The organism is Streptomyces sp. NBC_01433, assembly GCF_026340105.1.
Taxonomy (GTDB): domain Bacteria; phylum Actinomycetota; class Actinomycetes; order Streptomycetales; family Streptomycetaceae; genus Streptomyces.
On sequence record NZ_JAPEPM010000001.1, the window covers coordinates 5,023,240 to 5,048,736 of the forward strand.

At 69.6% G+C, this 25,497-nt stretch carries 24 protein-coding genes; 16 read left to right on the forward strand and 8 right to left on the reverse strand.

Going from position 1 to position 25,497, the window contains the following annotated elements; translation table 11 throughout:
- The first annotated feature begins 197 nt into the window (after nt 1-197).
- The 8 genes from gap (at nt 198) to OG413_RS22605 (ending at nt 8,028) form a co-directional block, all read left to right on the forward strand.
- Complete coding sequence (gap, locus tag OG413_RS22570) at nt 198-1,208, forward strand: type I glyceraldehyde-3-phosphate dehydrogenase (protein WP_266808207.1); 1,011 nt, start codon at nt 198-200, stop codon at nt 1,206-1,208.
- 109 nt (nt 1,209-1,317) lie between these two features.
- Nucleotides 1,318-2,529, forward strand: a complete 1,212-nt coding sequence (gene pgk, locus OG413_RS22575; protein ID WP_266808208.1) for a phosphoglycerate kinase — start codon at nt 1,318-1,320, stop codon at nt 2,527-2,529.
- Nucleotides 2,530-2,535: 6 nt separating this feature from the next.
- Complete coding sequence (gene tpiA / locus OG413_RS22580; RefSeq protein ID WP_266808210.1) at nt 2,536-3,312, forward strand: triose-phosphate isomerase; 777 nt, start codon at nt 2,536-2,538, stop codon at nt 3,310-3,312.
- Nucleotides 3,313-3,426: 114 nt separating this feature from the next.
- The gene (gene secG / locus OG413_RS22585; RefSeq protein WP_018104607.1) at nt 3,427-3,663 is read left to right on the forward strand and encodes a preprotein translocase subunit SecG; all 237 of its coding nucleotides are present in this window, start codon (nt 3,427-3,429) and stop codon (nt 3,661-3,663) included.
- Nucleotides 3,664-3,772: 109 nt separating this feature from the next.
- Nucleotides 3,773-4,108: an RNA polymerase-binding protein RbpA gene (locus tag OG413_RS22590; protein ID WP_136207022.1), complete on the forward strand. Its 336-nt coding sequence runs from the start codon at nt 3,773-3,775 to the stop codon at nt 4,106-4,108.
- A gap of 173 nt (nt 4,109-4,281) precedes the next feature.
- Nucleotides 4,282-5,934 carry a glucose-6-phosphate isomerase gene (gene pgi / locus OG413_RS22595; RefSeq protein WP_266808212.1) on the forward strand — a complete coding sequence of 551 codons (1,653 nt, stop codon included), beginning with the start codon at nt 4,282-4,284 and terminating at the stop codon, nt 5,932-5,934.
- A 4-nt stretch (nt 5,935-5,938) separates the two neighbouring features.
- Nucleotides 5,939-6,442 carry a PH domain-containing protein gene (locus OG413_RS22600; protein ID WP_266808214.1) on the forward strand — a complete coding sequence of 168 codons (504 nt, stop codon included), beginning with the start codon at nt 5,939-5,941 and terminating at the stop codon, nt 6,440-6,442.
- Nucleotides 6,439-8,028, forward strand: coding sequence for a PH domain-containing protein (locus tag OG413_RS22605; protein ID WP_266808215.1), 1,590 nt, complete (start codon nt 6,439-6,441; stop codon nt 8,026-8,028). Before OG413_RS22600 ends, OG413_RS22605 begins: the two co-directional genes overlap by 4 nt.
- A gap of 211 nt (nt 8,029-8,239) precedes the next feature.
- Here the strand turns inward: OG413_RS22605 and pgl are convergent, their stop codons facing one another.
- From pgl to tkt, 5 genes are read right to left on the reverse strand one after another with little or no spacing between them, the layout of a single operon-like run.
- Nucleotides 8,240-9,022 (reverse strand): 6-phosphogluconolactonase, encoded by a 783-nt coding sequence (gene pgl, locus OG413_RS22610; RefSeq protein WP_266808217.1) that lies wholly within the window; start codon nt 9,020-9,022, stop codon nt 8,240-8,242.
- Complete coding sequence (gene opcA / locus OG413_RS22615) at nt 9,019-10,071, reverse strand: glucose-6-phosphate dehydrogenase assembly protein OpcA (protein ID WP_266808219.1); 1,053 nt, start codon at nt 10,069-10,071, stop codon at nt 9,019-9,021. The genes pgl and opcA overlap by 4 nt, the downstream gene beginning before the upstream one ends.
- On the reverse strand, nt 10,068-11,600 hold the full coding sequence (zwf, locus tag OG413_RS22620) for a glucose-6-phosphate dehydrogenase (protein ID WP_266808221.1): 1,533 nt from the start codon (nt 11,598-11,600) through the stop codon (nt 10,068-10,070). The genes opcA and zwf overlap by 4 nt, the downstream gene beginning before the upstream one ends.
- Before the next feature lie 5 nt (nt 11,601-11,605).
- Nucleotides 11,606-12,724: a transaldolase gene (gene tal, locus OG413_RS22625; protein ID WP_073720284.1), complete on the reverse strand. Its 1,119-nt coding sequence runs from the start codon at nt 12,722-12,724 to the stop codon at nt 11,606-11,608.
- Nucleotides 12,725-12,760: 36 nt separating this feature from the next.
- Entirely contained in the window at nt 12,761-14,848 is a 2,088-nt protein-coding gene (gene tkt / locus OG413_RS22630) for a transketolase (protein WP_266808223.1), read from the reverse strand.
- Between the two features lie 285 nt (nt 14,849-15,133).
- Between tkt and OG413_RS22635 the strand changes: the two genes are divergently transcribed.
- Both OG413_RS22635 and OG413_RS22640 read left to right on the forward strand, forming a co-directional pair.
- Nucleotides 15,134-16,087: a heme o synthase gene (locus OG413_RS22635; protein WP_266808225.1), complete on the forward strand. Its 954-nt coding sequence runs from the start codon at nt 15,134-15,136 to the stop codon at nt 16,085-16,087.
- Between the two features lie 91 nt (nt 16,088-16,178).
- Nucleotides 16,179-16,547 carry a hypothetical protein gene (locus OG413_RS22640; protein ID WP_266808226.1) on the forward strand — a complete coding sequence of 123 codons (369 nt, stop codon included), beginning with the start codon at nt 16,179-16,181 and terminating at the stop codon, nt 16,545-16,547.
- Nucleotides 16,548-16,751: 204 nt separating this feature from the next.
- Here the strand turns inward: OG413_RS22640 and OG413_RS22645 are convergent, their stop codons facing one another.
- From OG413_RS22645 to OG413_RS22655, 3 genes are all read right to left on the reverse strand, one after another.
- A complete protein-coding gene (locus OG413_RS22645; protein WP_266810303.1) occupies nt 16,752-17,738 on the reverse strand; it encodes a heme A synthase in 987 nt (328 codons plus the stop codon).
- 85 nt (nt 17,739-17,823) lie between these two features.
- Nucleotides 17,824-18,591, reverse strand: coding sequence for an ABC transporter permease (locus OG413_RS22650; protein WP_266808227.1), 768 nt, complete (start codon nt 18,589-18,591; stop codon nt 17,824-17,826).
- A complete protein-coding gene (locus OG413_RS22655; protein WP_266808228.1) occupies nt 18,588-19,514 on the reverse strand; it encodes an ABC transporter ATP-binding protein in 927 nt (308 codons plus the stop codon). Before OG413_RS22655 ends, OG413_RS22650 begins: the two co-directional genes overlap by 4 nt.
- 206 nt (nt 19,515-19,720) lie before the next feature.
- Between OG413_RS22655 and OG413_RS22660 the strand changes: the two genes are divergently transcribed.
- The 6 genes from OG413_RS22660 to OG413_RS22685 all read left to right on the forward strand — a co-directional run bounded on the left by OG413_RS22660 (nt 19,721) and on the right by OG413_RS22685 (nt 25,489).
- Complete coding sequence (locus OG413_RS22660) at nt 19,721-20,464, forward strand: metalloregulator ArsR/SmtB family transcription factor (RefSeq protein ID WP_266808230.1); 744 nt, start codon at nt 19,721-19,723, stop codon at nt 20,462-20,464.
- A complete protein-coding gene (sufB, locus tag OG413_RS22665; RefSeq protein WP_266808232.1) occupies nt 20,461-21,882 on the forward strand; it encodes a Fe-S cluster assembly protein SufB in 1,422 nt (473 codons plus the stop codon). The genes OG413_RS22660 and sufB overlap by 4 nt, the downstream gene beginning before the upstream one ends.
- Nucleotides 21,883-21,953: 71 nt before the next feature.
- Nucleotides 21,954-23,135 (forward strand): Fe-S cluster assembly protein SufD, encoded by a 1,182-nt coding sequence (sufD, locus tag OG413_RS22670; protein WP_266808234.1) that lies wholly within the window; start codon nt 21,954-21,956, stop codon nt 23,133-23,135.
- Nucleotides 23,135-23,452 carry a bifunctional 3-phenylpropionate/cinnamic acid dioxygenase ferredoxin subunit gene (locus OG413_RS22675; protein WP_073720274.1) on the forward strand — a complete coding sequence of 106 codons (318 nt, stop codon included), beginning with the start codon at nt 23,135-23,137 and terminating at the stop codon, nt 23,450-23,452. Before sufD ends, OG413_RS22675 begins: the two co-directional genes overlap by 1 nt.
- A 7-nt stretch (nt 23,453-23,459) precedes the next feature.
- Entirely contained in the window at nt 23,460-24,224 is a 765-nt protein-coding gene (gene sufC, locus OG413_RS22680; RefSeq protein WP_266808236.1) for a Fe-S cluster assembly ATPase SufC, read from the forward strand.
- The gene (locus OG413_RS22685; protein ID WP_266808237.1) at nt 24,221-25,489 is read left to right on the forward strand and encodes a cysteine desulfurase; all 1,269 of its coding nucleotides are present in this window, start codon (nt 24,221-24,223) and stop codon (nt 25,487-25,489) included. Before sufC ends, OG413_RS22685 begins: the two co-directional genes overlap by 4 nt.
- The last annotated feature ends 8 nt before the right edge of the window (nt 25,490-25,497 follow it).

The following is a 25,497-nucleotide window of genomic DNA, read 5'->3' on the forward strand; positions in this document are numbered from 1 at the left end:
GACCAAGGTCCCGGACCGCGTAGGGACCAAAGGACTCCAGGCCCGTACTCCTACTCGGGAGTACGGGCCTGCCTGCTCGTCCGGCCCTCTCGATGTCACTCCCGGGCCCTTGGAGAGGTAGGGTCGGAGGCGGTCGGGGACATCCCATACAACTCGCCGGCGTCGAAAACCGGCGTACCTAACGAGGAGATCGGTTCGTGACGATCCGCGTAGGCATCAACGGCTTTGGCCGCATCGGTCGTAACTACTTCCGCGCGCTGCTGGAGCAGGGTGCGGACATCGAGATCGTGGCTGTCAACGACCTGGGTGACACTGCGACCACGGCCCACCTGCTGAAGTACGACACCATTCTGGGTCGTCTCAAGGCAGAGGTGAGCCACACCGCCGACACCATCACCGTCGACGGTCACACCATCAAGGTGCTCTCCGAGCGCAACCCGGCCGACATCCCCTGGGGTCAGCTGGGCGTCGACATCGTGATCGAGTCGACCGGCATCTTCACCAAGAAGGCCGACGCCGAGAAGCACATCGCGGGTGGCGCCAAGAAGGTCCTCATCTCGGCTCCGGCCAAGGACGAGGACATCACCATCGTGATGGGCGTCAACCAGGACAAGTACGACGCGGCCAATCACCACATCATCTCCAACGCCTCCTGCACCACCAACTGTGTGGCGCCGATGGCCAAGGTTCTCGACGAGAACTTCGGCATCGTCAAGGGCCTGATGACGACGGTCCACGCGTACACCAACGACCAGCGCATCCTGGACTTCCCGCACTCGGACCTGCGTCGCGCCCGCGCCGCCGCCGAGAACATCATTCCGACCACGACGGGCGCCGCCAAGGCCACCGCCCTGGTCCTTCCGCAGCTCAAGGGCAAGCTCGACGGCATCGCGATGCGCGTCCCGGTCCCGACCGGTTCGGCCACCGACCTCGTCGTGGAGCTGCAGCGCGAAGTCACCAAGGACGAGGTCAACGCCGCGTTCAAGAAGGCGTCCGACGACGGCGACCTCAAGGGCTTCCTGGCCTACACCGAGGACCCGATCGTCTCGTCCGACATCGTCGGCGACCCGGCGTCCTGCACCTTCGACTCCTCCCTGACGATGGTTCAGGAAGGCAAGACGGTGAAGATCCTCGGCTGGTACGACAACGAGTGGGGTTACTCCAACCGCCTCGTCGACCTGACCGTCTTCGTCGGCGGCCAGCTCTGATCCTCGGATCGGCAGGCATCTCGATGTGAGAGGGGCTCGAACGGCGCAACGCGGCGCCGTTCGAGCCCCCTTGCATGCTCATCCGTCGTTGCAAGGAGTAACGGAACTGATGAAGACGATCGACGAACTTCTCGCCGAAGGGGTCGCGGGGAAGCGGGTATTCGTCCGCGCCGACCTCAACGTGCCGCTGGACGGCACCACCATCACCGACGACGGCCGCATCCGGGCCGTCGTCCCGACGGTCGCCAAGCTCGCCGAGGCCGGTGCGCGGGTCATCGTCGCCTCGCACCTGGGCCGCCCCAAGGGCGCTCCGGACCCGGCCTTCTCGCTGGCGCCCGCCGCCGCCCGGCTGGGCGAGATCCTCGGCGCGGACGTCGCCTTCGCGACCGACACCGTCGGCGAGTCCGCCCGCGCCACGGTCGCCGCGCTCACCGACGGCAAGGTCGCCGTCATCGAGAACCTCCGCTTCAACACCGGTGAGACGGCGAAGGACGACGCCGAGCGCGGTGCCTTCGCCGACCAGCTGGCCGAGCTCGCCGATGTGTACGTGGGCGACGGCTTCGGCGCCGTCCACCGCAAGCACGCCTCGGTCTTCGACCTCCCGGCCCGGCTGCCGCACTACGCGGGCTTCCTCATCGCCACCGAGGTCGGCGTACTGAAGAAGCTCACCTCCGACGTCAAGCGGCCGTACGCCGTCGTCCTCGGCGGCGCCAAGGTCTCCGACAAGCTCGGGGTCATCGACCACCTGCTGGAGAAGGCCGACCGCATCCTGATCGGCGGCGGCATGGCGTACACCTTCCTCAAGGCCCAGGGCCACGAGGTCGGCATCTCGCTGCTCCAGGAGGACCAGGTCCCGGCCGTCCAGGGCTACCTCAAGCGCGCCGAGGAGCTCGGCGTGGAGTTCGTGCTCCCCGTCGACGTCCTGGTCGCGGGCGAGTTCCCGAACCTGAAGACCAAGGCCCCGGCCCACCCGACCACGGTCGCCGCCGACGCCATCCCGGCCGACCAGCAGGGTCTGGACCTCGGTCCCGAGACCCGCAAGCTGTACGCATCGAAGCTCGCCGACGCGGCCACCGTCTTCTGGAACGGCCCCATGGGCGTCTTCGAGCACCCCGACTACGCCGAGGGCACGCGCGCGCTCGCCCAGGCACTGGTCGACTCCCCGGCCTTCAGCGTCGTCGGCGGTGGCGACTCCGCCGCCGCCGTCCGCATCCTGGGCTTCGACGAGAACGCATTCGGCCACATCTCGACCGGTGGCGGCGCCAGCCTCGAATACCTCGAGGGCAAGACGCTTCCCGGCCTCGCCGCACTGGAGGACTGACTTTTCATGACCACCCGCACCCCGCTGATGGCGGGCAACTGGAAGATGAACCTCAACCACCTTGAGGCCATCGCCCACGTCCAGAAGCTCGCCTTCGCCCTGGCCGACAAGGACTACGACGCCGTAGAGGTCGCCGTCCTGCCGCCCTTCACCGACCTGCGCTCCGTGCAGACCCTGGTGGACGGCGACAAGCTGAAGATCAAGTACGGCGCACAGGACATCTCGGCGCACGACTCCGGCGCGTACACCGGTGAGATCTCCGGCGGCATGCTCGCCAAGCTGAAGTGCACGTACGTGGCCGTCGGCCACAGCGAGCGCCGCCAGTACCACGCCGAGACCGACGAGGTCTGCAACGCCAAGGTGAAGGCCGCGTACAAGCACGGCCTGACCCCGATCCTCTGCGTCGGCGAGGGCCTGGACATCCGCAAGGCCGGTGACCAGGTCTCCTACACGCTCGCGCAGCTCGACGGTGCCCTCAAGGACGTCCCGGCCGAGCAGGCCGAGTCCATCGTGATCGCCTACGAGCCGGTCTGGGCCATCGGGACCGGCGAGGTCGCCACCCCCGAGGACGCCCAGGAGGTGTGCGGAGCGATCCGCCGCCGGCTGGCCGAGCTGTACTCGCAGGAGCTGGCCGACGCCGTCCGCATCCAGTACGGCGGCTCGGTGAAGTCCGGCAATGTCGCGGCCATCATGGCCCAGCCCGACGTGGACGGCGCCCTGATCGGCGGCGCCGCGCTGGACACCGACGAGTTCGTCAAGATCGTCCGCTTCCGCGACCAGTGAGTATGCGCTAGCGCGGATCCGTCGTACCCTTGCGGGGGCCGAGGGGGGTAACACCCTCCGGCCCCCGTTGTCCGTACATGCAGTCCTAAGAATTCCGGAAAGTAGGGACCAGCCGTGATTTTGGGGTTCGAGATCGCCCTGATCGTCTTCAGCCTGCTGCTGATGCTGCTGGTGCTGATGCACAAGGGAAAGGGCGGCGGCCTCTCCGACATGTTCGGTGGCGGTATGCAGTCCTCCGTCGGTGGTTCCTCGGTCGCCGAGCGCAACCTCGACCGCATCACCGTCGTGGTCGGTCTGGGCTGGTTCGCCTGCATTGTGGTCCTTGGTCTGCTGATCAAGCTGGACAACTGACCCGTCGTCCGTGAATCCCGGTGAGGGTGTAACTCCTTTCACTGGACGCGCGTTGGGCCTTACGTAGACTGGGGCATCTTCGAGCACCATCACGCAGGGAGTTACGACCGTGGCAAGTGGCAACGCGATTCGGGGAAGCCGGGTCGGAGCGGGGCCGATGGGGGAGGCCGAGCGGGGCGAGTCCGCACCGCGCCTCCGCATCTCCTTCTGGTGCTCGAACGGGCACGAGACGCAGCCGAGCTTCGCCCATGACGCGCAGGTACCGGAGACCTGGGACTGCCCGCGCTGCGGCTTCCCGGCCGGTCAGGACCGGGACAGCCCGCCGGACCCGCCCCGTACCGAGCCGTACAAGACGCATCTGGCGTACGTACGGGAACGGCGCAGCGACGCGGACGGCGAAGCCATTCTCGCCGAGGCACTTGCCAAACTCCGCGGCGAAATCTAGAAGACGTTCACCGGCCGGGCACCCCAGGGTGTCCGGCCGGACCGCAATTCCCGTGCGGTCGCCCGCGTTTCCCGTGCCGCAGCCCGCCCTCGCGCCCCGATGACCTCGGATCAATTAGGTTGGAGGGGCAGCGGGGATGCGCAAGTACGAGAAGAAGTGGGCTGATATCCGCGATGAACGCACAAAGCCGAACCAGGCTCAATCAGATGCCCGAGTGGACGGCTCTCGGCAAGCACCGTGAAGAGCTCGGCGGGACCCATCTGCGACAGCTGTTCGCGGACAATCCGGACCGCGGCAGCGCCTACACCCTGCGGGTCGGCGACCTCCACCTCGACTACTCCAAGCACCTGGTCACCGACGAGACGCTCCGCCTGCTGCGCGAGCTCGCCGCCGCCACCGGGGTCGCGGAGCTGCGGGACGCGATGTTCCGCGGCGAGAAGATCAACACCACCGAGGACCGGGCCGTCCTGCACACCGCGCTCCGCGCCCCGCGCGACGCGGTGATCGAGGTCGACGGCGAGAACGTGGTGCCCGGCGTGCACGCCGTCCTCGACAAGATGGCCGTCTTCTCCGAGAAGGTCAGGTCGGGGCAGTGGACCGGTCACACCGGCCGTCCCATCAAGAACATCGTGAACATCGGCATCGGCGGCTCCGACCTGGGCCCCGCCATGGCGTACGAGGTGCTGCGCTCCTTCACGGACCGCTCGCTCACCGTTCGCTTCGTCTCCAACGTCGACGGCGCCGACCTCCATGAGGCGGTCCGCGACCTCGACGCGGCCGAGACGCTGTTCATCGTCGCGTCCAAGACATTCACCACGATCGAGACCATCACCAACGCCACCTCCGCGCGCGACTGGCTGCTCACCGAGCTGAAGGCCGGTCAGGACGCCGTCGCCAAGCACTTCGTGGCGCTGTCGACCAACGCGGAGAAGGTCGCGGACTTCGGCATCGACACGGCCAACATGTTCGAGTTCTGGGACTGGGTCGGCGGCCGGTACTCCTACGACTCCGCGATCGGCCTCTCGCTGATGATCGCCATCGGCCCGGAGCGGTTCCGCGAGATGCTCGACGGGTTCCACCTCGTCGACGAGCACTTCCGCACCGCGCCCGCCGAGGAGAACGCCCCGCTGCTGCTCGGCCTGCTGGGCGTCTGGTACGGCGCCTTCTTCGACGCCCAGTCGCACGCGGTCCTGCCCTACAGCCACTACCTGTCCAAGTTCACCGCGTACCTCCAGCAGCTGGACATGGAGTCCAACGGCAAGTCCGTCGACCGGGACGGCAACCCGGTCGACTGGCAGACCGGTCCGGTGGTCTGGGGCACGCCCGGCACCAACGGTCAGCACGCCTACTACCAGCTGATCCACCAGGGCACGAAGATGATCCCGGCGGACTTCATCGGCTTCGCCGCCCCGGTGCACGACCTGCTGCCCGGACTGATCGCCCAGCACGACCTGCTGATGGCCAACTTCTTCGCCCAGACCCAGGCCCTCGCCTTCGGCAAGACGCCCGACGAGGTCCGTGCGGAAGGGGTGCCCGAGGAGCTGGTTCCGCACAAGACGTTCCGGGGCAACCACCCGACGACCACGATCCTCGCCGACAAGCTGACCCCCTCGGTCCTCGGCCAGCTGATCGCGCTCTACGAGCACAAGGTCTTCGTCCAGGGTGCCGTCTGGAACATCGACTCCTTCGACCAGTGGGGCGTCGAGCTCGGCAAGGTCCTCGCCAGGAAGATCGAGCCGGTCCTGACCGAGGGCACCGGCGGCGAGCGGCTGGACAGCTCCACCGCCGCGCTGGTCGCCGCCTACCGCACGCTGCGGGGGCGCTGAGCCGATGCCGCAGGGGGAGGGGACGGTACGGCTCCGGCCGCCGAACAACCGACTGGACGGGCGGGCCGTCGGCTGGTGGCGGGCCCAGTGGGCGCTGCTGACCGCGTTGCCGGTCGTGGTGCTCGGTGTGCTGGGCGCGCTCGTCGAGCCCGCCCGTCTCTGGCTGCTGCTGCCCGCCGCGGTGCTGGCGGCGGCCGGATCGGCCTGTGCCGTCCTCCTCCCCCTGTGGTGGTTCCGTACGCACCGGTGGGAGGTCACCGAGGACGCGGTGTACGTCCGCACCGGCGTCTTCCGGCAGGAGTGGCGGATCGCGCCGATGTCCCGGATCCAGACCGTGGACACCGTGCGCGGTCCGCTGGAACAGCTCTTCCGGCTCGCCACGGTCACCGTCACCACCGCGTCGGCCAAGGGCGCGGTGAAGATCGAGGGCCTGGACCACGAGGTGGCGGCGGAGCTGGCCGAGCGGCTGACCCGGATCACCCGGGACACCCCCGGCGACGCCACATGAGCGCGGTGGACGACTGGCGCCACCTGCATCCCCGTACGGTGCTGGTCACCGCGCTCGTCACGGCGGGCGTCGTGGCGGGCGCGGCCGTACCGACCACCGTCGGTCTCTCCGGCCGGCTCGGGACGGGACCGGCCGCGCTGTGGGTGCTGGCCGGAGGCGTCCTGCTGATCGGCTGCGCGGCGGCCGGTGACTACGTCCGCTGGCGCCGCACCCGCTACCGCGTCGGCCCCGACCGCGTCGACCTCCACACCGGCCTCCTGCTCGTCAAACAGCGTTCCCTGGCCCGCGAACGCATCCGCAGCGTCGACCTCACCGCCCACCTGATGCTGCGTCTCCTCGGCCTCGTCACGGTCAGGATCGGCACCGGGGAGCACACCGGTGGTGAATCCACCCTGGAACTGGACCCGGTGACCCGCGGCGAGGGCGAACGGCTGCGCAGGCTCCTGCTGGAACGCACCGCCACCGGCCCTGCGGGCACCCACCGCGAGGGCGAACTGGTCAGCCTCGACCCGCGCTGGATCCGCTACGCCCCCGTCTCCTTCGTCGCCCCGATGCTCGGCGGAGCCGCGGCCGGAGCGGTGCTGCAGGTCAGCGAGTGGGTGGGGGCACAGCGTCAGGTCATCGCCTGGGTCGGCGACCGTTTCCGGGACACCCCGGTGCTCTGGACGGTCGTGATCCTGGTCGTGGCGGCCGTCGTCGCGGGGGCCGTCGGCGCGCTCGGACTCTGGGTCGAGATGTGGTGGAGCTACCGCCTGGAGCGTGAGCCGGGCGGCACCCTGCGGGTCCGGCGCGGGCTGCTGACCACCCGGTCCATCTCCGTCGAGGAGGCCAGGCTGCACGGGGTGGACCTCGTGGAGCCGCTCGGCGTCCGGCTGCTCGGCGCCGCCCGGCTGGACGCGATCACCACCGGGATGGCCAAGGACGAGGACTCGAAGAACGCCGACCACAACACCCTGCTCCCGCCCGTGCCCCGGCAGCTGGCCGACACCGTCGCCGCCGAGGTGCTGCGGGAGACACACACCCCGACCGGGGTCCCGCTCACCGGGCACCCCCGCGCCGCCCGCCGCCGGAGACTGGGCTGGGCGCTCTGGTCGACCCTCGCTCCCGCCCTGGTCCTGGCCGTGCTCGGGGCGCTGCTCACCCCCGTCCTGCTCTGGATCGCGCTCGTCTGCGCGGTGGTGTTCCCGCCCGTCGCGGTGCTGCTCGCGCTGGACGCGTACCGGGCGCTCGGACACGCGATCGGCGGCCGGTACCTGGTGACCCGGTCGGGCACCGTACGCCGCTCCACCGCGGCCCTGGAGCGGGCCGGGGTGATCGGCTGGACGGTCAAGCAGTCGTACTTCCAGCGGCGGGCCGGACTGCTGAGCGTCACGGCCACCACGGCCGCCGGAGCGGGCGCCTACACGGCGTACGACACCGACGTCGGCGAGGGCCTCACCTTCGCCGCCGAAGCCGTCCCCGGCCTGCTGGAACCCTTCCTGGAGCGCGCCCCGAGCAGCCCTGAACACGCCGCGAGAACGCCGGAGCGCATCCCGGCGCCGGAGCGCGCCCCGAGAACGCCGGAGCGCGTCCCGAAGGACGTCTGAGGGCGGTCACCTGCCGTGCTCCGTATCGATCACGCAGAATCTGTTCCCCTCGGGGTCGGCCAGAAGGCCGCCGCCCGCGCCACGTCCGACGCGCCCGGCACCACGCTTCCGATGTGCACCACGGGCCGAGCCGTTCACGGCGCGGGTCATGACGGAGGCCCGGCCGCTCCATGAGCGAACCGGGCCTCCGTACCGTACTGCTGACGACCCCTCAGGAAGAGGCCGGCGGATACAGCGCGCGCGGCAGCCGCGAGGCCGCCGGGGCGTCCAGCAGCCACAGCGTCCTGGCGCGTCCGTACGCCCCCGCCGCCGGTGCCTGGATCTCCCCGGCACCGGACAGCGCGATGGCCGCGGCCTCCGCCTTGTCCTCGCCCGCCGCCAGCAGCCACACCTCGCGCGCCGCCCGGATCGCGGGCAGCGTGAGGGAGACCCTGGTCGGCGGCGGCTTCGGGGCGCCGTGCACACCGACGACGGTGCGCACGGTCTCCCGCACCGCGGGCAGCTCCGGGAAGAGCGACGCGACATGCGTGTCCGGGCCGACGCCCAGCATCAGCACGTCGAACGTCGGCACGGGGCCGTGGTCCTCCGGCCCCGCCGCGGCGGCGAGTTCGGCGGCGTACCCCTCGGCCGCCTCGTCCGCGTCACCGCCGTACGGGCCGTCCGAGGCGGGCATCGCGTGCACCCGGGCCGGGTCCAGCGGTACCGAGTCCAGCAGGGCCTCGCGGGCCTGCGTGACATTGCGCTCGGGGTCGCCCTCGGGCAGGAACCGCTCGTCGCCCCACCACAGGTCCAGCCGTGCCCAGTCGACCGCGTCCCGGGCGGGCGCCGCGGCGAGTGCGGCCAGCAGGCCGTTGCCGTTGCGCCCGCCGGTCAGCACCACCGAGGCGCTGCCGCGCGCCGCCTGGGCGTCCACGATCTTCGTGATCAGCCGGGCAGCCGCGGCCTGAGCCATCAGCTCCTTGTCGCGGTGCACGACCAGTTGGGGGACCGTCACTTGGACGCCGCCTTCTTGGCCGGGGCCTTCTTCGCGGCAGCGGCCTTCGGCGCGTTGTCGGCCGACTGCTCCGCCGACCGTTCCGCGGCCGCCTCCGCCGCCCGGACGGTCTTCGCCTGCGACGGACCGGCGAGGCGCTCCACACCGAACTTCACCGCGGACTCATAGGTGTTGTCCGGGTCGAGGCGCCGCAGCTCCTCCGCGAGCAGTTCGGCGGGCTCCCGCCGCTTGAGCGCCACCGCTCGGTCCGGCTGGCCCTCCATGGAGAGCGTGGCCAGCGAGCCGTCGGCGCGGTCCAGGACGATGACGCCGTCCTTCGTGTCCAGCCGGACCGCGGTCAGACCGGGACCGCCGGAGAACGTGCGCTCCACCGGGACCCCCAGCCGGTCCGCGAGCCACATGGCGAGCAGTTCGCAGCTCGGGTTGTCGCTCTCGCCCTCGACCGTCGCGGCGGTGATCTCGGCGGGCTGCTGATCGAGCGCGGCGGCCAGCATCGAACGCCACGGCGTGATGCGGGTCCACGCCAGATCGGTGTCGCCCGGGTTGTACGTCGCCGCACGCACCGCCAGCTCGTCGAGCGGGCGCTCGGCGGAGTAGGCGTCCGTGATCCGGCGCTGGGCGAGGGCACCCAGTGGGTCCTTCGCCGGTTCGGCGGGCGCGCCCTCGGGCCACCACACCACGACCGGGGCGTCCGGCAGCAGCAGCGGCAGGACCACCGACTGGGCGTGGTTGGCCAGTTCACCGTGCAGACGCAGGACGACGGTCTCGCCGGTGCCCGCGTCGGAACCGACCCGGACCTCGGCGTCCAGCCGGGCGTCGCGGCGACTGCGCGGCGAGCGGCTGAGCCGCTTGATCACCGCGATGATGCGCGAGGGGTGCTCGCGCGAGGCGTCGCCCGCCGACTTGAGCGCGTCGTACGCGTTCTCCTCGTCGGTGACGATGACCAGCGTGAGCACCATGCCGATGGCCGGGGTGCCGATGGCCCGGCGGGCCGACACCAGAGCCTGGTTGATCTTGCTGGACGTGGTTTCCGTGAGATCGATCTTCATGGCCGGCGCCAGCTCCGTCCGTCGCGTGCGAGCATCTCGTCCGCCTCGGCCGGACCCCAGGTACCGGCCGCGTACTGCGCGGGCTTGCCGTGCGTGTCCCAGTACTCCTCGATCGGGTCGAGGATGGTCCAGGAGAGCTCGACCTCCTGGTGACGGGGAAAGAGGTTGGCGTCGCCGAGCAGCACATCGAGCAGGAGTCGCTCGTACGCCTCCGGGCTGGACTCCGTGAAGGACTCGCCGTACGCGAAGTCCATCGTGACGTCCCGGACCTCCATCGAGGTGCCGGGCACCTTGGAGCCGAACCGCACGGTCACACCCTCGTCCGGCTGGACCCGGATGACCAGGGCGTTGCCGCCCAGCTCCTCGGTCGCGCCGGACTCGAAGGGCAGATACGGGGCCCGCTTGAAGACGACCGCGATCTCGGTGACCCGGCGGCCGAGCCGCTTTCCGGTACGGAGATAGAACGGCACGCCCGCCCAGCGGCGGTTGTTGATCGTGAGCTTGATCGCCGCGAAGGTGTCGGTCGTCGACTTGGGGTCGATGCCGTCCTCCTCCAGGTAACCGGGGACTTCCTCGCCGCCCTGCCACGCGTGCGCGTACTGGCCGCGCACGGTGTGCTTGCCCAGGTCCTCCGGCAGCTCGACCGCCGTGAGCACCTTGAGCTTCTCGGCCACCAGCGCCTTCGGGTGGAAGGAGCCGGGCTCCTCCATCGCGGTCAGCGCCAGCAGCTGGAGCAGGTGGTTCTGGATGACGTCACGGGCCGCGCCGATGCCGTCGTAGTACCCGGCCCGGCCGCCGATGCCGATGTCCTCGGCCATCGTGATCTGGACGTGGTCGACGTAGGACCGGTTCCAGATGGGCTCGAACATCGTGTTGGCGAAACGCAGCGCCAGGATGTTCTGGACCGTCTCCTTGCCCAGGTAGTGGTCGATCCGGAAGACCTCGTTGGGCGGGAACACGTCGTGCACGAGCTGGTTGAGCTCCTGCGCGCTGGTGAGGTCGTGCCCGAACGGCTTCTCGATGACGGCACGCCGCCACGAGCCTTCCTTCTGGTCGGCGAGCCCGTGCTTCTTGAGCTGCTGGACGACCTTGGGGAAGAACTTCGGCGGCACGGACAGGTAGAAGGCGAAGTTGCCGCCCGTGCCCTGTGCCTTGTCGAGTTCCTGGATGGTGGCCTTCAGGGTCTCGAAGGCGTCGTCGTCGTCGAAGTTGCCCTGGACGAAGCGCATCCCCTGGATGAGCTGCTGCCAGACCTCTTCGCGGAAGGGGGTACGGGCGTGCTGCTTGACGGCGTCGTGGACCTCTTGGGCGAAGTCCTCGTCCTGCCACTCGCGGCGGGCGAAGCCGATGAGCGAGAAGCCCGGCGGCAGCAGGCCGCGGTTGGCCAGGTCGTAGACAGCGGGCATCAGCTTTTTGCGGGACAAATCGCCCGTGACGCCAAAGATGACCAGGCCCGACGGCCCCGCGATACGCGGGAGCCGTCGATCCTGGGCGTCACGAAGCGGATTGGCTCCGGGAACACCGGACAAGGTGGTCAGCCCTCCGAAGGGGCGAGGCGCTTGAGCTCTGCCTCAGTGGACGTGAGCAGGTCGTTCCAGGACACCGCGAACTTCTCGACGCCCTCGTCCTCCAGGACCCCCACGACGTCGTCGTAGGAGATCCCGAGCTTCTCGACGGCGTCGAGCTCGGCACGTGCCTGCTCGTAGGTGCCGGCGATGGTGTTGCCGATGATCTGGCCGTGGTCCGCCGTGGCGTCCAGCGTGGCCTCGGGCATGGTGTTCACCGTGCCGGGGGCGACCAGGTCGTCGACGTACAGCGTGTCCTTGTACGCGGGGTCCTTGACGCCGGTCGAGGCCCACAGCGGACGCTGCTTGTTGGCCTGGCCCTTGTCGAGCGCGGCCCAGCGGTCCGAGGAGAAGACCTCCTCGTACGCCTGGTAGGCGAGACGGGCGTTGGCGAGCGCCGCCTTGCCCTTCAGCGCCTTGGCCTCGTCGGTGCCCAGCGCGTCGAGCCGCTTGTCGATCTCGCTGTCGACCCGGGACACGAAGAACGACGCCACCGAGTGGATCTTGGAGAGGTCCAGGCCCGCGGCCTTCGCCTGCTCCAGGCCCGCCAGGTAGGCGTCCATGACCTCGCGGTAGCGCTCCAGCGAGAAGATCAGCGTCACATTGACGCTGATGCCCTTGCCGATGACCTCGGTGATCGCCGGCAGACCGGCCTTCGTCGCCGGGATCTTGATGAGCGTGTTCGGCCGGTCCACCAGCCAGGCCAGCTGCTTGGCCTCGGCGACGGTCGGCGCGGTGTGGTGGGCCAGCCGCGGGTCCACCTCGATGGAGACCCGGCCGTCCTGGCCGTCCGTCGCGTCGAAGACCGGACGCAGGATGTCGGCGGCGTCACGGACGTCCGCCGTCGTGATCATCCGGATGGCTTCGTCGACGGTCACCTTGCGGGTGGCGAGGTCGGTGAGCTGCTGCTCGTAACCGTCACCCGAGGAGATCGCCTTCTGGAAGATCGACGGGTTGGTCGTGACACCCACGACGTGGCTCTGGTCGATCAGCTCGGCGAGATTGCCGGAGGTGATCCGCTTGCGCGACAGGTCGTCGAGCCAGATCGCCACGCCCTCGTCGGAGAGGCGCTTGAGTGCGTCTGTCATGAGAATTGCATCTCCTACTAGTCGTATATACCGGCGTCAGCGCGCGGCGGCGGCGAGAGATTCCCGCGCGGCGGCGGCCACGTGCTCGGCGGTGAAGCCGAACTCGCGGAACAGCACCTTCGCGTCGGCCGACGCACCGAAGTGCTCCAGCGACACGATCCGGCCGGCGTCCCCGACGTACCGGTACCAGGTCAGACCGATGCCCGCCTCGACGGCGACCCTGGCCTTAACGGACGGCGGCAGAACGCTGTCCTTGTACGCCTGGTCCTGCTCCTCGAACCACTCGACCGACGGCATCGAGACGACCCGGGTCGGCACACCGGCCGCCTGGAGCTGCTCGCGCGCCTCCACGGCGAGCTGCACCTCGGAGCCGGTACCGATCAGCACGACCTGCGGCTCGCCGCCGTCGGCGTCGAAGAGCACGTAGCCGCCCTTGGCCGCGTCCTCGTTCGCCTCGTACGTCGGCACGCCCTGCCGGGTGAGCGCCAGACCGTGCGGGGCGCCCTTGCCGAACACCTTGGTGTAGCGGCGCAGGATCTCGCGCCAGGCGATCGTGGTCTCGTTGGCGTCGGCCGGGCGCACGATGTTCAGACCCGGGATGGCGCGCAGCGCGGCCAGGTGCTCCACCGGCTGGTGGGTCGGGCCGTCCTCGCCGAGGCCGATCGAGTCGTGCGTCCACACGTAGGTCACCGGCAGGTGCATCAGCGCGGACAGGCGCACGGCGTTGCGCATGTAGTCGGAGAACACCAGGAAGGTGCCGCCGTAGATGCGGGTGTTGCCGTGCAGCGCGATGCCGTTCATGGCGGCGGCCATGGAGTGCTCGCGGATGCCGAAGTGGATCGTGCGGCCGTAGGGGTCCGCGCCCGGCAGCGGGTTGCCCGCCGGGAGGAACGAGGAGTTCTTGTCGATCGTGGTGTTGTTCGAGCCCGCGAGGTCGGCGGAGCCGCCCCACAGCTCGGGGATGATCCCGCCGAGCGCCTGGAGCACCTTGCCGGAAGCGGCACGGGTGGCGACACTCGTGCCCGCCTCGAAGACCGGGAGCTTCTCCTCCCAGCCCTCGGGCAGCTCGCCCGCGGCGATTCGGTCGAACTCGGCGGCGCGCTCCGGATTGGCGGTGCGCCACGCGGCGAGGGACTTCTCCCAGGTGGCCTTGGCCTCACGGCCGCGGTCCAGTGCCTGACGGGTGTGCCCGATGACCTCGTCGGAGACCTCGAAGGTCTTCTCCGGGTCGAAGCCCAGGACCCGCTTGATGGCCGCGACCTCGTCGTCGCCGAGCGCCGAGCCGTGCGCGGCCTCGGTGTTCTGGGCGTGCGGGGCGGGCCAGGCGATGATCGAACGGGCCGCGATGAACGAGGGGCGCTCCGTCTCCGCCTTGGCCGCCAGCAGCGCGTCGTACAGACCCTGGGGGTCCAGGTCGCCGCTGGGCAGCTGGTCGACGCGCTGGACGTGCCAGCCGTACGCCTCGTACCGCTTGAGGGTGTCCTCGGAGACCGCTGTCTCCGTGTCGCCCTCGATGGAGATGTGGTTGTCGTCCCACAGCATGGTCAGGTTGCCGAGCTTCTGGTGCCCGGCCAGCGAGGACGCCTCTGCCGAGATGCCCTCCTGGAGGCAGCCGTCACCGGCGATGACCCACACGTTGTGGTCGAACGGGGAGGTGCCGGGAGCCGCGTCCGGGTCGAACAGGCCGCGCTCGTACCGCGACGCCATGGCCATGCCCACGGCGTTGGCGACACCCTGGCCCAGCGGCCCGGTGGTCGTCTCCACACCGGTGGTGTGCCCGTACTCCGGGTGGCCCGGCGTCTTGGAACCCCAGGTGCGGAACGCCTTCAGGTCATCGAGCTCCAGGCCGTAACCGGCCAGGTAGAGCTGGATGTAGAGGGTCAGGCTGGTGTGGCCGGCCGAGAGGACGAACCGGTCGCGGCCGGTCCAGTCGGCGTCCGCGGGGTCGTGCCGCAGCACCTTCTGGAAGAGGGTGTACGCGGCGGGAGCCAGGCTCATCGCCGTACCCGGGTGGCCGTTTCCGACCTTCTGTACGGCGTCCGCGGCGAGGACGCGGACAGTGTCCACGGCCCGCTGGTCCAATTCGGTCCACTGGAGGTCTGTGGTGGTCGGCTTGGTGCTCACCCTGAGTCAGGGCTCCTCTCCACTGTTGTAACCGGTGGCTGTTACCGCACCGGGCATTGTCGAGCCTACCCCCGTCACCACGCTCGATTTCCGGGCACTTTCCAGGGTGCGGGCGACCCGCCGACTTCGCCTCCCGACGGAATGCGTCCGTTCACCGCGGCGCCACCCCAACACGACCCCACCCCCGCGAAGAACGGCGTATCCGCAACGTCTACAGTGGACTGGTTCGCGCAAGTATTTACCGGGCCTTCCCGCCCGGAGCTTGCTGGGATTTCTCTGTCAGGGGTGTGCGTGACGGCCGTCGAGTCCCGACCCGCAGGGGTCGCCTTGACTCCGAGCCCAGGGGGCCATCGCCCGTTCGGGGCCCGCATCAAGGCATTCGTGGCGCTTACCAAGCCGCGGATCATCGAGCTGTTGCTCATCACCACCGTTCCGGTGATGTTCCTCGCGGCTCAGGGTGTGCCAGACCTGTGGCTCGTACTCACTACCACCACCGGCGGATATCTTTCCGCGGGCGGTGCCAATGCGCTGAACATGTACATCGACCGTGATATCGACGCGTTGATGGACCGTACGTCGCAGCGTCCGCTGGTCACCGGCATGGTGAGCCCACGCGAGTGCCTGGCTTTCGGAATCGCCCTCGCGGTGATTTCCACCGTCTGGTTCGGGTTCTTCGTCAACTGGCTCTCGGCGTGGCTCGCGCTCGGCGCGCTCCTCTTCTATGTCGTCGTCTACACGATGCTGTTGAAGCGCCGTACCTCGCAGAACATCGTCTGGGGCGGAATCGCGGGCTGCCTTCCGGTCCTCATCGGCTGGTCCTCGGTGACCAACTCGATGTCGTGGGCCGCCGTCATCCTCTTCGCCGTCATGTTCTTCTGGACGCCGCCGCACTACTGGCCGCTGTCCATGAAGGTCAAGGAGGACTACGCGCGGGTCGGCGTCCCGATGCTCCCGGTCGTCGCCTCCAACCAGGTGGTCGCCCGCCAGATCGTCCTCTACAGCTGGGTGATGGTCGCCGTCTCGCTGCTGCTCACCCCGCTGGGGTACACCGGCTGGTTCTACACGGTGGTGGCGCTGCTCGCCGGCGGCTTCTGGCTCTGGGAGGCGCACGGCCTCCAGAGCCGCGCCAAGGCCGGGGTGACCGGCGGCAAGCTCAAGGAGATGCGGCTGTTCCACTGGTCCATCACCTATGTGTCGATCCTCTTCGTCGCGGTCGCGGTGGACCCCTTCCTCCGCTGACCCGGCACCCGCCTCCACGGGCGGGGTACGTGGCCCAGGCCACGTACCCCGCCCGTCGCCGTTTGATCTACCCGTCGGTAGCATCCTGTGCATGGCAGAGACGGCAGCAGACACGGCAGAGACCCGGCGGGCGGACAGCAGGCAGGCGGCCCGTGCGGAGCGCAGGGCGGCGAAGCTCGCCAAGCAGATCGGCGCCTTCGCCAAGGCGCACGGCGGTGCCGAGGGGCAGCTCGCCTACATCGGGCAGACCGGCACCCGCATCGTCCTCGTCGGCGAGGACGGCGGCTGGGGCGACCTCGTGGCACCGTCGTACGCGGTCGCGGAGAACGCCGCGCGGAAGTCCGGGATCACGATGCACGAGTCCTTCGACGGCGAGTTCGCGGCGAAGGTCCGCACCGGCCCGTACGAGTGGTCGAGGATGGCCGGCATCCAGGTCGGCGGCCCGTCCAACGACCGCTGAGCCGCCCGCTCCGGCAGCGGGCGGCATCCGGGCCCGTGCCGCATCCGGGGCCGGGCGGCCTTCGGGACTGGGCGGCCTCCGGACCCGGAGTTCACCCGTCGGGCCGTACGTACGCGTGCGCCCGGGTGGGTCAGGGACGCCGAAACGCCGCCCCCGGCAGGCTGGGGGCGGCGTTTCGCTGTCCGGGGGTCGGCCCCGCCGGGTTCAGCTCGTGGGCGTGGGCGCGGTCTCCGGCCGTTCGGCGGACGGGCCCGGCACCGGGGCGGCCACGACGGCAGCCCGCTCCCGCATGCTCAGCGCCAGCCGCAGTACGGCGATCCACATCAGGGACGAGCCGAACATATGGATGCCGACCAGGACCTCGGGGACGTCGCTGAAGTACTGCACGTAGCCGATCGCGCCCTGCGCCACCAGCACGATCAGCAGGTCACGGGAGCGTGCCCGGGTGTCGGCGGGCGCGTCCACCATCCGCAGGGCCAGCCACATGGCGATGGCCAGGGCGCAGACCACCCAGGCGCCGATGGCGTGCACATGGGCCGCCGCGTTCCAGTCCCACGGCATGCGCGGGACGTCGCTGCTGTCACCGGCGTGCTTGCCGGAACCGGTGACCGTCGTGCCGAGGGCGATCAGGACGACCGTGGTGGCGACGATGGCCCAGGACAGGTTGCGTACGGGGCGCGGGGCGCGCGGGACGGCCGGGCCGTCGCCCTCGCCGACCCGCACCCAGGTGATGACGGCGACGGTGAGCAGGCCGTTGGCCAGCAGGAAGTGCCCGGCCACGGACCACGGGTTGAGGCCGGCCCAGACCGTGATCCCGCCGATGACGGCGTTCCCCATCACGAGCCAGAACTGCGACCAGGCGAGCCGTGTCAGCCCGCGGCGGCGGGGCTTGACGGAGCGCGCCGCGATGATCGCCCAGCCGACCGCGGCCGACAGGACGTAGGTGAGCATCCGGTTGCCGAACTCGATGGCGCCGTGCAGACCCTGCTCGGGCGTGGCGAAGAGGCTGTCGTCGGTGCACTTGGGCCAGGTGTCGCAGCCCAGGCCGGAGCCGGTCAGCCGGACGGCGCCGCCCGTGACGATGATGAACACGGTCATCACGACCGCGGAGAGCGCGGCACGCCGGACCACCTGGGTGGACGGCGTCCAGCGCTTGGCGATGGAGGAGAGGGGGGTTTCCACGCGCACCATCGTAGGCCGGGGCTTGTGCATGTTTTCACGAGGGGTGGGGTCGTTTCCTGATGACTCCGGACATCGCCGGAATGTCGTCGCCCGCTCACTCCCAGCGGAAGAAGCGCGCCGCCGCGCCCAGCCCCAGGACCGCCCAGACCGCCAGGATCCCGAGATCGCCCCAGGGCATGGACGCACCGTGCTGGAGCACGTCCCGCAGCCCGCCCGAGAGCGCCGAGATCGGCAGCAGGTCCAGCACGGACCGCACCGCGTCCGGGAACTTGTCCAGCGGCACGATGACCCCGCCGCCGACCAGCAGCAGCAGGAAGACCAGATTCGCGGCCGCGAGTGTCGCCTCCGCCTTCAGCGTCCCGGCCATCAGCAGTCCGAGCCCGGAGAAGGCCGCGGTGCCCAGTACCAGGAGCAGCAGGACGGCGAAGGGGTTGCCGTGCGGCGACCAGCCCAGCGCGAAGGCGATCACCGTCAGCAGCACGATCTGGAGCACCTCGGTGACCAGCACCGACAGTGTCTTCGCGGTCATCAGGGCCCAGCGCGGCAGGGGAGAGGCGCCGAGCCGCTTGAGCACCCCGTAGCGCCGTTCGAAACCGGTGGCGATGGCCTGGCCGGTGAAGGCCGTCGACATCACCGCGAGCGCCAGGATGCCGGGCGTCAGGAAGTCGACCGGCTCGCCCGAGCCGGTGTCCACGATGTCGACCGCGCCGAACAGCACCAGCAGCAGCGCCGGGATGATCACCGTCAGCAGCAGCTGCTCGCCGTTGCGCAGCAGCATCCGCGTCTCCAGCGCGGTCTGCGCGGCGATCATGCGGGACAGCGGGGCGGCCCCAGGGCGGGGGGCGTACGTACCGGCGCTCATGCGCGCAGCTCCTTGCCGGTCAGTTCGAGGAAGACGTCCTCCAGGGTGTGCCGCTCCACGGAGATGCCGTCCGGCATGACGCCGTGCTGGGCGCACCAGGAGGTGACGGTGGCCAGCAGCTGCGGGTCGATCCGTCCGGTGATGCGGTACGTCCCCGGGACCGGCTCGGCCGCCTCGCTGCCGTCCGGCAGCGCCTTGAGCAGCGAGCCGAGGTCCAGGTCCGGGCGGCCGGTGAAGCGCAGGGTGTTCTCGGCGCCGCCCCGGCACAGCTGCTCCGGGCTGCCCCGGGCGATGACCCGGCCCGCGTCGATGATCGCGACGTCGTCGGCCAGCGCCTCGGCCTCGTCCATGAAATGGGTGGTCAGGACGGTCGACACGCCGTCGGCACGCAGCTCCCGTACGAGATCCCAGGTGGAGCGGCGGGCCTGCGGGTCCAGGCCCGCGGTCGGCTCGTCCAGGAACAGCAGCTCGGGGCGGCCGACGACCGCCATGGCGAGCGAGAGGCGCTGCTGCTGGCCGCCGGAGAGCCGCCGGTAGGTGGTCCGGCCGCAGCTGCCGAGGCCGAGGCGCTCGATCAGGGCGTCGACGTCCAGGGGGTGGGCGTGCAGTCGGGCCATGTGCCGGAGCATTTCCTCGGCCCGTGCACCCGAATAGACCCCTCCGGACTGAAGCATGACGCCGATCCGGGGGCGGAGCTTCTCCGCCTCGGTGACGGGGTCGAGGCCGAGGACCCGCACGGTGCCCGCGTCGGGGCGCCGGTAGCCCTCGCAGGTTTCGATCGTGGTGGTCTTCCCGGCGCCGTTCGGTCCGAGGACCGCGGTCACCGCGCCGGCCGGGACGGCCAGGTCGAGGCCGTCGAGTGCGGTCTTGGTGCCGTACCGCTTCACCAGGCCCTTGACCTGTACGACAGGCTCGCTCTTCATGGCGGGTAAGTCTAGGCAGGGCGGGGAGAGGGGCCGTCTCCGGGGAGGGGTCGCGGGCCCGTCCGCGGGGGTCCGCAGGCCGGTCGGGGGAGGGCCCGCAGGCCGGTCCGCGGGGCCAGATTAGGTAACCCTAAGTGACGAATCGCACCGTTGATCGTTTCGGACCGTGGTTGTCACGGCCGGGCGAATTACGCAACAATGGCGTTGTGAAATACGTTGGCGAGGCTCCGCAGGAGGAACTCGCGACCGGTGAGCGCTCGACGCGCAACCGGGTCGCGCGCTCCATCCTGGACCACGGCCCGTCCACCGCCGCCGACCTGGCCAAGCGCGTCGGCCTCACCCAGGCCGCCGTCCGCCGCCACCTCGACGCCCTCGTCTCCGACGATGTCGTCGAAGCCCGTGAACAGCGGGTCTACGGGGCACGGACCCGCGGCCGTCCCGCCAAGGTGTTCGCCCTGACGGACTGCGGCCGGGACGCTTTCGACCAGTCCTACGACAAGCTCGCCGCTGACGCGCTGCGCTGGATCGCCGAGACCTCGGGCGACCAGGCAGTGCTCGCTTTCGCCCGTGCCCGGATGGCCGTCCAGGCCGAGGGGTACCGCGAGGCGGTCGAGGCCGCGGCCCCCGAGGGCCGCGCCGAGGCGTTGGCCAAGGCCTTGTCCGCCGACGGGTACGCTGCTATGGCGCGAAGCGCGCCGGGCCCCCAGCAGGGCGAGCAGCTGTGCCAGCACCACTGCCCGGTCGCGCATGTCGCCGAACAGTTCCCGCAGCTGTGCGAGGCGGAGACGGAACTCTTCTCCAGCCTCCTGGGAACCCATGTGCAGCGTCTGGCCACCCTCGCCCACGGCGACGGCGTGTGTACGACGTTCGTGCCGCGCAGCGGTCACGCACCACCACCACAGACCACCCCATCAGCATCCGCAAGTACGGCCGGGAGGAACCCCGCATGACGCTCCCCACGGAGACTGCCCACCCTGAGCTCGAGGGTCTGGGCACGTATGAATTCGGCTGGGCCGACTCCGACGCGGCAGGCGCGGCGGCGAAGCGTGGCCTCTCCGAGGCTGTCGTCCGCGACATCTCGGACAAGAAGAACGAGCCCGAGTGGATGCTGAAGCTGCGGCTCAAGGGCCTGAAGCTCTTTGGCAAGAAGCCCATGCCGAACTGGGGCTCCGACCTGTCGGGCATCGACTTCGACAACATCAAGTACTTCGTGCGGTCCACCGAGAAGCAGGCGGAGTCCTGGGAGGACCTGCCCGAGGAGATCAAGAACACGTACGACAGGCTCGGCATCCCCGAGGCGGAGAAGCAGCGCCTCGTCGCCGGTGTCGCCGCGCAGTACGAGTCCGAGGTGGTCTACCACCAGATCAACGAGGAGCTCGAAGCGCAGGGTGTCATCTTCATGGACACCGACACGGCGCTGAAGGAGCACCCGGAGCTCTTCAAGGAGTACTTCGGCACCGTCATCCCCGTCGGTGACAACAAGTTCGCCTCGCTGAACTCGGCCGTGTGGTCCGGTGGCTCGTTCATCTACGTGCCCAAGGGTGTCCACGTCGAGATTCCGCTCCAGGCCTACTTCCGTATCAACACGGAGAACATGGGCCAGTTCGAGCGGACGCTGATCATCGTCGACGAGGACGCCTACGTCCACTACGTCGAGGGCTGCACCGCGCCGATCTACTCCTCGGACTCGCTGCACAGCGCCGTGGTCGAGATCATTGTGAAGAAGGGCGGCCGCTGCCGCTACACGACCATCCAGAACTGGTCGAACAACGTGTACAACCTCGTCACCAAGCGCGCCGTGGCGTACGAGGGCGCGACCATGGAGTGGGTCGACGGCAACATCGGCTCCAAGGTCACCATGAAGTACCCGGCCGTCTACCTGATGGGCGAGCACGCCAAGGGCGAGACCCTCTCCATCGCCTTCGCGGGCGAGGGCCAGCACCAGGACGCCGGCGCCAAGATGGTGCACATGGCTCCGAACACCTCCTCCAACATCGTCTCCAAGTCGGTGGCGCGAGGCGGCGGCCGGACCTCCTACCGCGGTCTGATCGAGATCGGCGAGGGCGCGCCGGGCTCGAAGTCCAACGTGCTCTGCGACGCGCTGCTGGTCGACACGATCTCGCGCTCCGACACCTACCCCTACGTCGACGTCCGCGAGGACGACGTATCGATGGGCCATGAGGCGACCGTCTCCAAGGTCTCCGAGGACCAGCTCTTCTACCTCATGAGCCGCGGACTCACCGAGTTCGAGGCCATGGCGATGATCGTGCGCGGCTTCGTCGAGCCGATCGCCAAGGAGCTGCCCATGGAGTACGCCCTGGAGCTCAACCGGCTGATCGAGCTGCAGATGGAGGGTTCGGTCGGCTAGTACGGCCCCGAGCCGTACCACCGCACGAATCCCCCGAGTTCTTGACTGAGAAAGCGAGCACTACGACAGCCATGGCTGAGGCTCAGAACATTCCGGCGGGCTCCACCACCGCCGGGTCCATCGCGGTGGCCGCCGAGTCGACCGTCGCCACGCGCATGAGCGCGCCCCCGTCCTTCGACGTCGCGGACTTCCCGGTCCCGCACGGCCGCGAGGAGGAGTGGCGGTTCACGCCGCTGGAGCGGCTGCGCGGGCTGCACGACGGCACCGCGGTCGCCACCGGCGGCGGCGTCAAGGTCGCGATCGAGGCGCCCGAGGGCGTCACCGTCGAGACCGTCGGCCGCGACGACGCACGGCTCGGCAAGGCCGGTACGCCGGTGGACCGGGTCGCCGCCCAGGCGTACTCGGCCTTCGAGCAGGCCTCGGTCGTCACGGTCGCCAAGGAGGCCGTGCTCACCGAGCCGATCCGTATCGCCGTGCACGGCGAGGGCGGCGTGGCGTACGGCCACCAGGTCATCGAGCTGGGTGCCTTCGCCGAGGCCGTCGTCGTCATCGACCACACCGGTGACGCGGTCCTCGCCGCCAACGTCGACTACATCGTCGGCGACGGCGCGAAGCTGACCGTCGTCTCCGTCCAGGACTGGGACGACACCGCGGTCCACGTCGGCCAGCACAACGCGCTGATCGGCCGCGACGCCTCGTTCAAGTCGATCATCGTCACCTTCGGCGGAGACCTGGTGCGCCTGCACCCGCGGATCGCCTACGCGGGCACCGGCGGCGAGGCCGAGCTGTTCGGCCTGTACTTCACCGACAAGGGCCAGCACCAGGAGCACCGCCTCCTGGTCGACCACAACACCCCGCACTGCAAGTCCAACGCGGTGTACAAGGGTGCGCTCCAGGGCGACGGCGCACACGCCGTGTGGATCGGTGACGTCCTCATCCAGGCGAAGGCCGAGGGCACCGACACCTACGAGATGAACCGGAACCTCGTCCTCACGGACGGCGCCCGGGTCGACTCCGTACCGAACCTGGAGATCGAGACCGGCGAGATCGTCGGCGCCGGCCACGCCTCGGCGACCGGCCGCTTCGACGACGAGCAGCTCTTCTACCTCCAGTCGCGCGGTATCCCCGCCGAGGAGGCCCGCCGTCTCGTCGTGCGCGGCTTCTTCGCCGAACTCGTCCAGCAGATCGGTCTGCCGGACGTCGAAGCGCGTCTCCTCGACAAGATCGAGACCGAGCTGAAGGCGTCCGTCTGATGGCCTTCGTCAAAGCCTGTGCGCTGAGTGAGCTGGAGGACGACACCCCCAAGCGGGTGGAGCTCGACGGCACACCCGTCTCCGTCGTCCGCACCGAGGGCGAGGTGTTCGCGATCAACGACATCTGCTCGCACGCGAACGTCTCGCTGTCGGAGGGCGAGGTGGAGGACTGCATGATCGAGTGCTGGCTGCACGGATCGAGCTTCGACCTCCGCACCGGTAAGCCGTCCGGCCTTCCCGCGACGCGCCCCGTCCCCGTATACCCCGTAAAGATCGAAGGGGACGATGTGCTCGTCTCCGTCACCCAGGAGTCCTGAGTCACCCATGGCAACGCTTGAAATCCGCGACCTGCACGTCACCGTCGAGGCCGACAACGCCACGAAGGAGATCCTCAAGGGCGTCGACCTGACCGTGAAGCAGGGCGAGACCCACGCCATCATGGGCCCCAACGGGTCCGGCAAGTCCACCCTCGCGTACTCGCTGGCGGGTCACCCCAAGTACACGATCACGCAGGGCACGGTCACCCTCGACGGCGAGGACGTCCTGGAGATGTCCGTCGACGAGCGCGCCCGCGCCGGCCTGTTCCTCGCCATGCAGTACCCGGTCGAGATCCCCGGTGTCTCGGTCTCCAACTTCCTGCGCACCTCCGCCACCGCCGTCCGCGGCGAGGCACCCAAGCTGCGTACGTGGGTCAAGGAGGTCAAGGAGACGATGGCCGGCCTCCAGATGGACCCGGCCTTCGCCGAGCGCAACGTCAACGAGGGCTTCTCCGGCGGCGAGAAGAAGCGCCACGAGATCCTTCAGCTGGAGCTCCTCAAGCCGAAGATCGCGATCCTCGACGAGACCGACTCCGGCCTGGACGTCGATGCGCTGAAGACCGTCTCCGAAGGCGTCAACCGGGTCCGCGAGGGCGGCGAGGTCGGCACCCTGCTGATCACGCACTACACGCGGATCCTCCGCTACATCAAGCCCGACTTCGTGCACGTCTTCGCCAACGGCCGCATCGCCGAATCCGGCGGCGCCGAGCTCGCCGACAAGCTGGAGAACGAGGGCTACGAGGCATACGTGAAGGGTGGCGCTTCCGCGTGACTGACGCCCGACAGGGGCTCACCGGCCTCCTCGACACCGAGGCGATCCGCAAGGACTTCCCCATCCTGGACCGCACGGTCCACGACGGCAAGAAGATCGTGTACCTGGACAGCGCGGCGACCTCGCAGAAGCCGCGACAGGTGCTCGACGCGCTCAACGAGTACTACGAGCGGCACAACGCCAACGTCCACCGCGGTGTCTACACCATCGCGGAGGAGGCCACCGCGCTGTACGAGGGCGCCCGCGACAAGGTCGCCGCCTTCATCAACGCGCCCAGCCGCAACGAGGTGATCTTCACCAAGAACGCCTCGGAGTCGCTCAACCTCGTGGCCAACATGCTGGGCTGGGCGGATGAGCCCTATCGGGTCGACCGTGACACCGAGATCGTCACCACCGAGATGGAGCACCACTCCAACATCGTGCCGTGGCAGCTGCTCTCGCAGCGCACCGGCGCGAAGCTGAAGTGGTTCGGCATCACGGACGACGGCCGTCTCGACCTGTCCAACATCGACGAGATCATCACGGAGAAGACGAAGATCGTCTCCTTCACGCTGGTCTCGAACATCATGGGCACGATCAACCCGGTCGAGAAGATCATCCGCCGTGCCCAGCAGGTCGGCGCGCTGGTCTGCATCGACGCCTCGCAGGCGGCACCGCACATGGTGCTCGACGTACAGGCGCTCCAGGCCGACTTCGTGGCCTTCACCGGCCACAAGATGGTCGGCCCGACCGGCATCGGCGTGCTGTGGGGACGGCAGGAGCTCCTGGAGGACCTGCCCCCGTTCCTCGGCGGCGGCGAGATGATCGAGACCGTGTCGATGCACTCGTCGACGTACGCCCCCGCGCCGCACAAGTTCGAGGCGGGTACGCCCCCGATCGCCCAGGCCGTCGGCCTCGGCGCGGCCGTGGACTACCTCTCGGCGATCGGCATGGAGAAGATCTACCGCCACGAGCACGCGATCACCGAGTACGCGGTGAAGCGCCTCCTGGAGGTCCCGGACCTCAAGATCATCGGCCCGGCGACGGCCGAGGACCGCGGCGCCACGATCTCCTTCACGCTCGGCGACATCCACCCGCACGACGTGGGCCAGGTCCTCGACGAGCAGGGCATCGCCGTCCGGGTCGGCCACCACTGCGCGCGGCCGGTCTGCCTGCGGTACGGAATTCCTGCGACGACGCGAGCGTCGTTCTATCTGTACTCCACGCCCGCCGAGGTCGACGCCCTGGTGGACGGTCTGGAGCACGTCCGGAACTTCTTCGGCTGAGGGCTGAC

Bases quoted from the DNA above. Each gene is read 5' to 3' on its own strand.
- tal (WP_073720284.1), bottom strand. From the start codon at position 12,724: ATGACAGACGCACTCAAGCGCCTCTCCGACGAGGGCGTGGCGATCTGG.
- pgi (WP_266808212.1), top strand. From the start codon at position 4,282: ATGAACGCACAAAGCCGAACCAGGCTCAATCAGATGCCCGAGTGGACG.
- opcA (WP_266808219.1), bottom strand. From the start codon at position 10,071: ATGAAGATCGATCTCACGGAAACCACGTCCAGCAAGATCAACCAGGCT.
- OG413_RS22655 (WP_266808228.1), bottom strand. From the start codon at position 19,514: ATGAAGAGCGAGCCTGTCGTACAGGTCAAGGGCCTGGTGAAGCGGTAC.
- tpiA (WP_266808210.1), top strand. From the start codon at position 2,536: ATGACCACCCGCACCCCGCTGATGGCGGGCAACTGGAAGATGAACCTC.
- pgk (WP_266808208.1), top strand. From the start codon at position 1,318: ATGAAGACGATCGACGAACTTCTCGCCGAAGGGGTCGCGGGGAAGCGG.
- OG413_RS22675 (WP_073720274.1), top strand. From the start codon at position 23,135: ATGGCCTTCGTCAAAGCCTGTGCGCTGAGTGAGCTGGAGGACGACACC.
- sufD (WP_266808234.1), top strand. From the start codon at position 21,954: ATGGCTGAGGCTCAGAACATTCCGGCGGGCTCCACCACCGCCGGGTCC.
- OG413_RS22650 (WP_266808227.1), bottom strand. From the start codon at position 18,591: ATGAGCGCCGGTACGTACGCCCCCCGCCCTGGGGCCGCCCCGCTGTCC.
- OG413_RS22605 (WP_266808215.1), top strand. From the start codon at position 6,439: ATGAGCGCGGTGGACGACTGGCGCCACCTGCATCCCCGTACGGTGCTG.
- OG413_RS22645 (WP_266810303.1), bottom strand. From the start codon at position 17,738: ATGGTGCGCGTGGAAACCCCCCTCTCCTCCATCGCCAAGCGCTGGACG.
- sufC (WP_266808236.1), top strand. From the start codon at position 23,460: ATGGCAACGCTTGAAATCCGCGACCTGCACGTCACCGTCGAGGCCGAC.
- OG413_RS22640 (WP_266808226.1), top strand. From the start codon at position 16,179: ATGGCAGAGACGGCAGCAGACACGGCAGAGACCCGGCGGGCGGACAGC.
- OG413_RS22600 (WP_266808214.1), top strand. From the start codon at position 5,939: ATGCCGCAGGGGGAGGGGACGGTACGGCTCCGGCCGCCGAACAACCGA.
- sufB (WP_266808232.1), top strand. From the start codon at position 20,461: ATGACGCTCCCCACGGAGACTGCCCACCCTGAGCTCGAGGGTCTGGGC.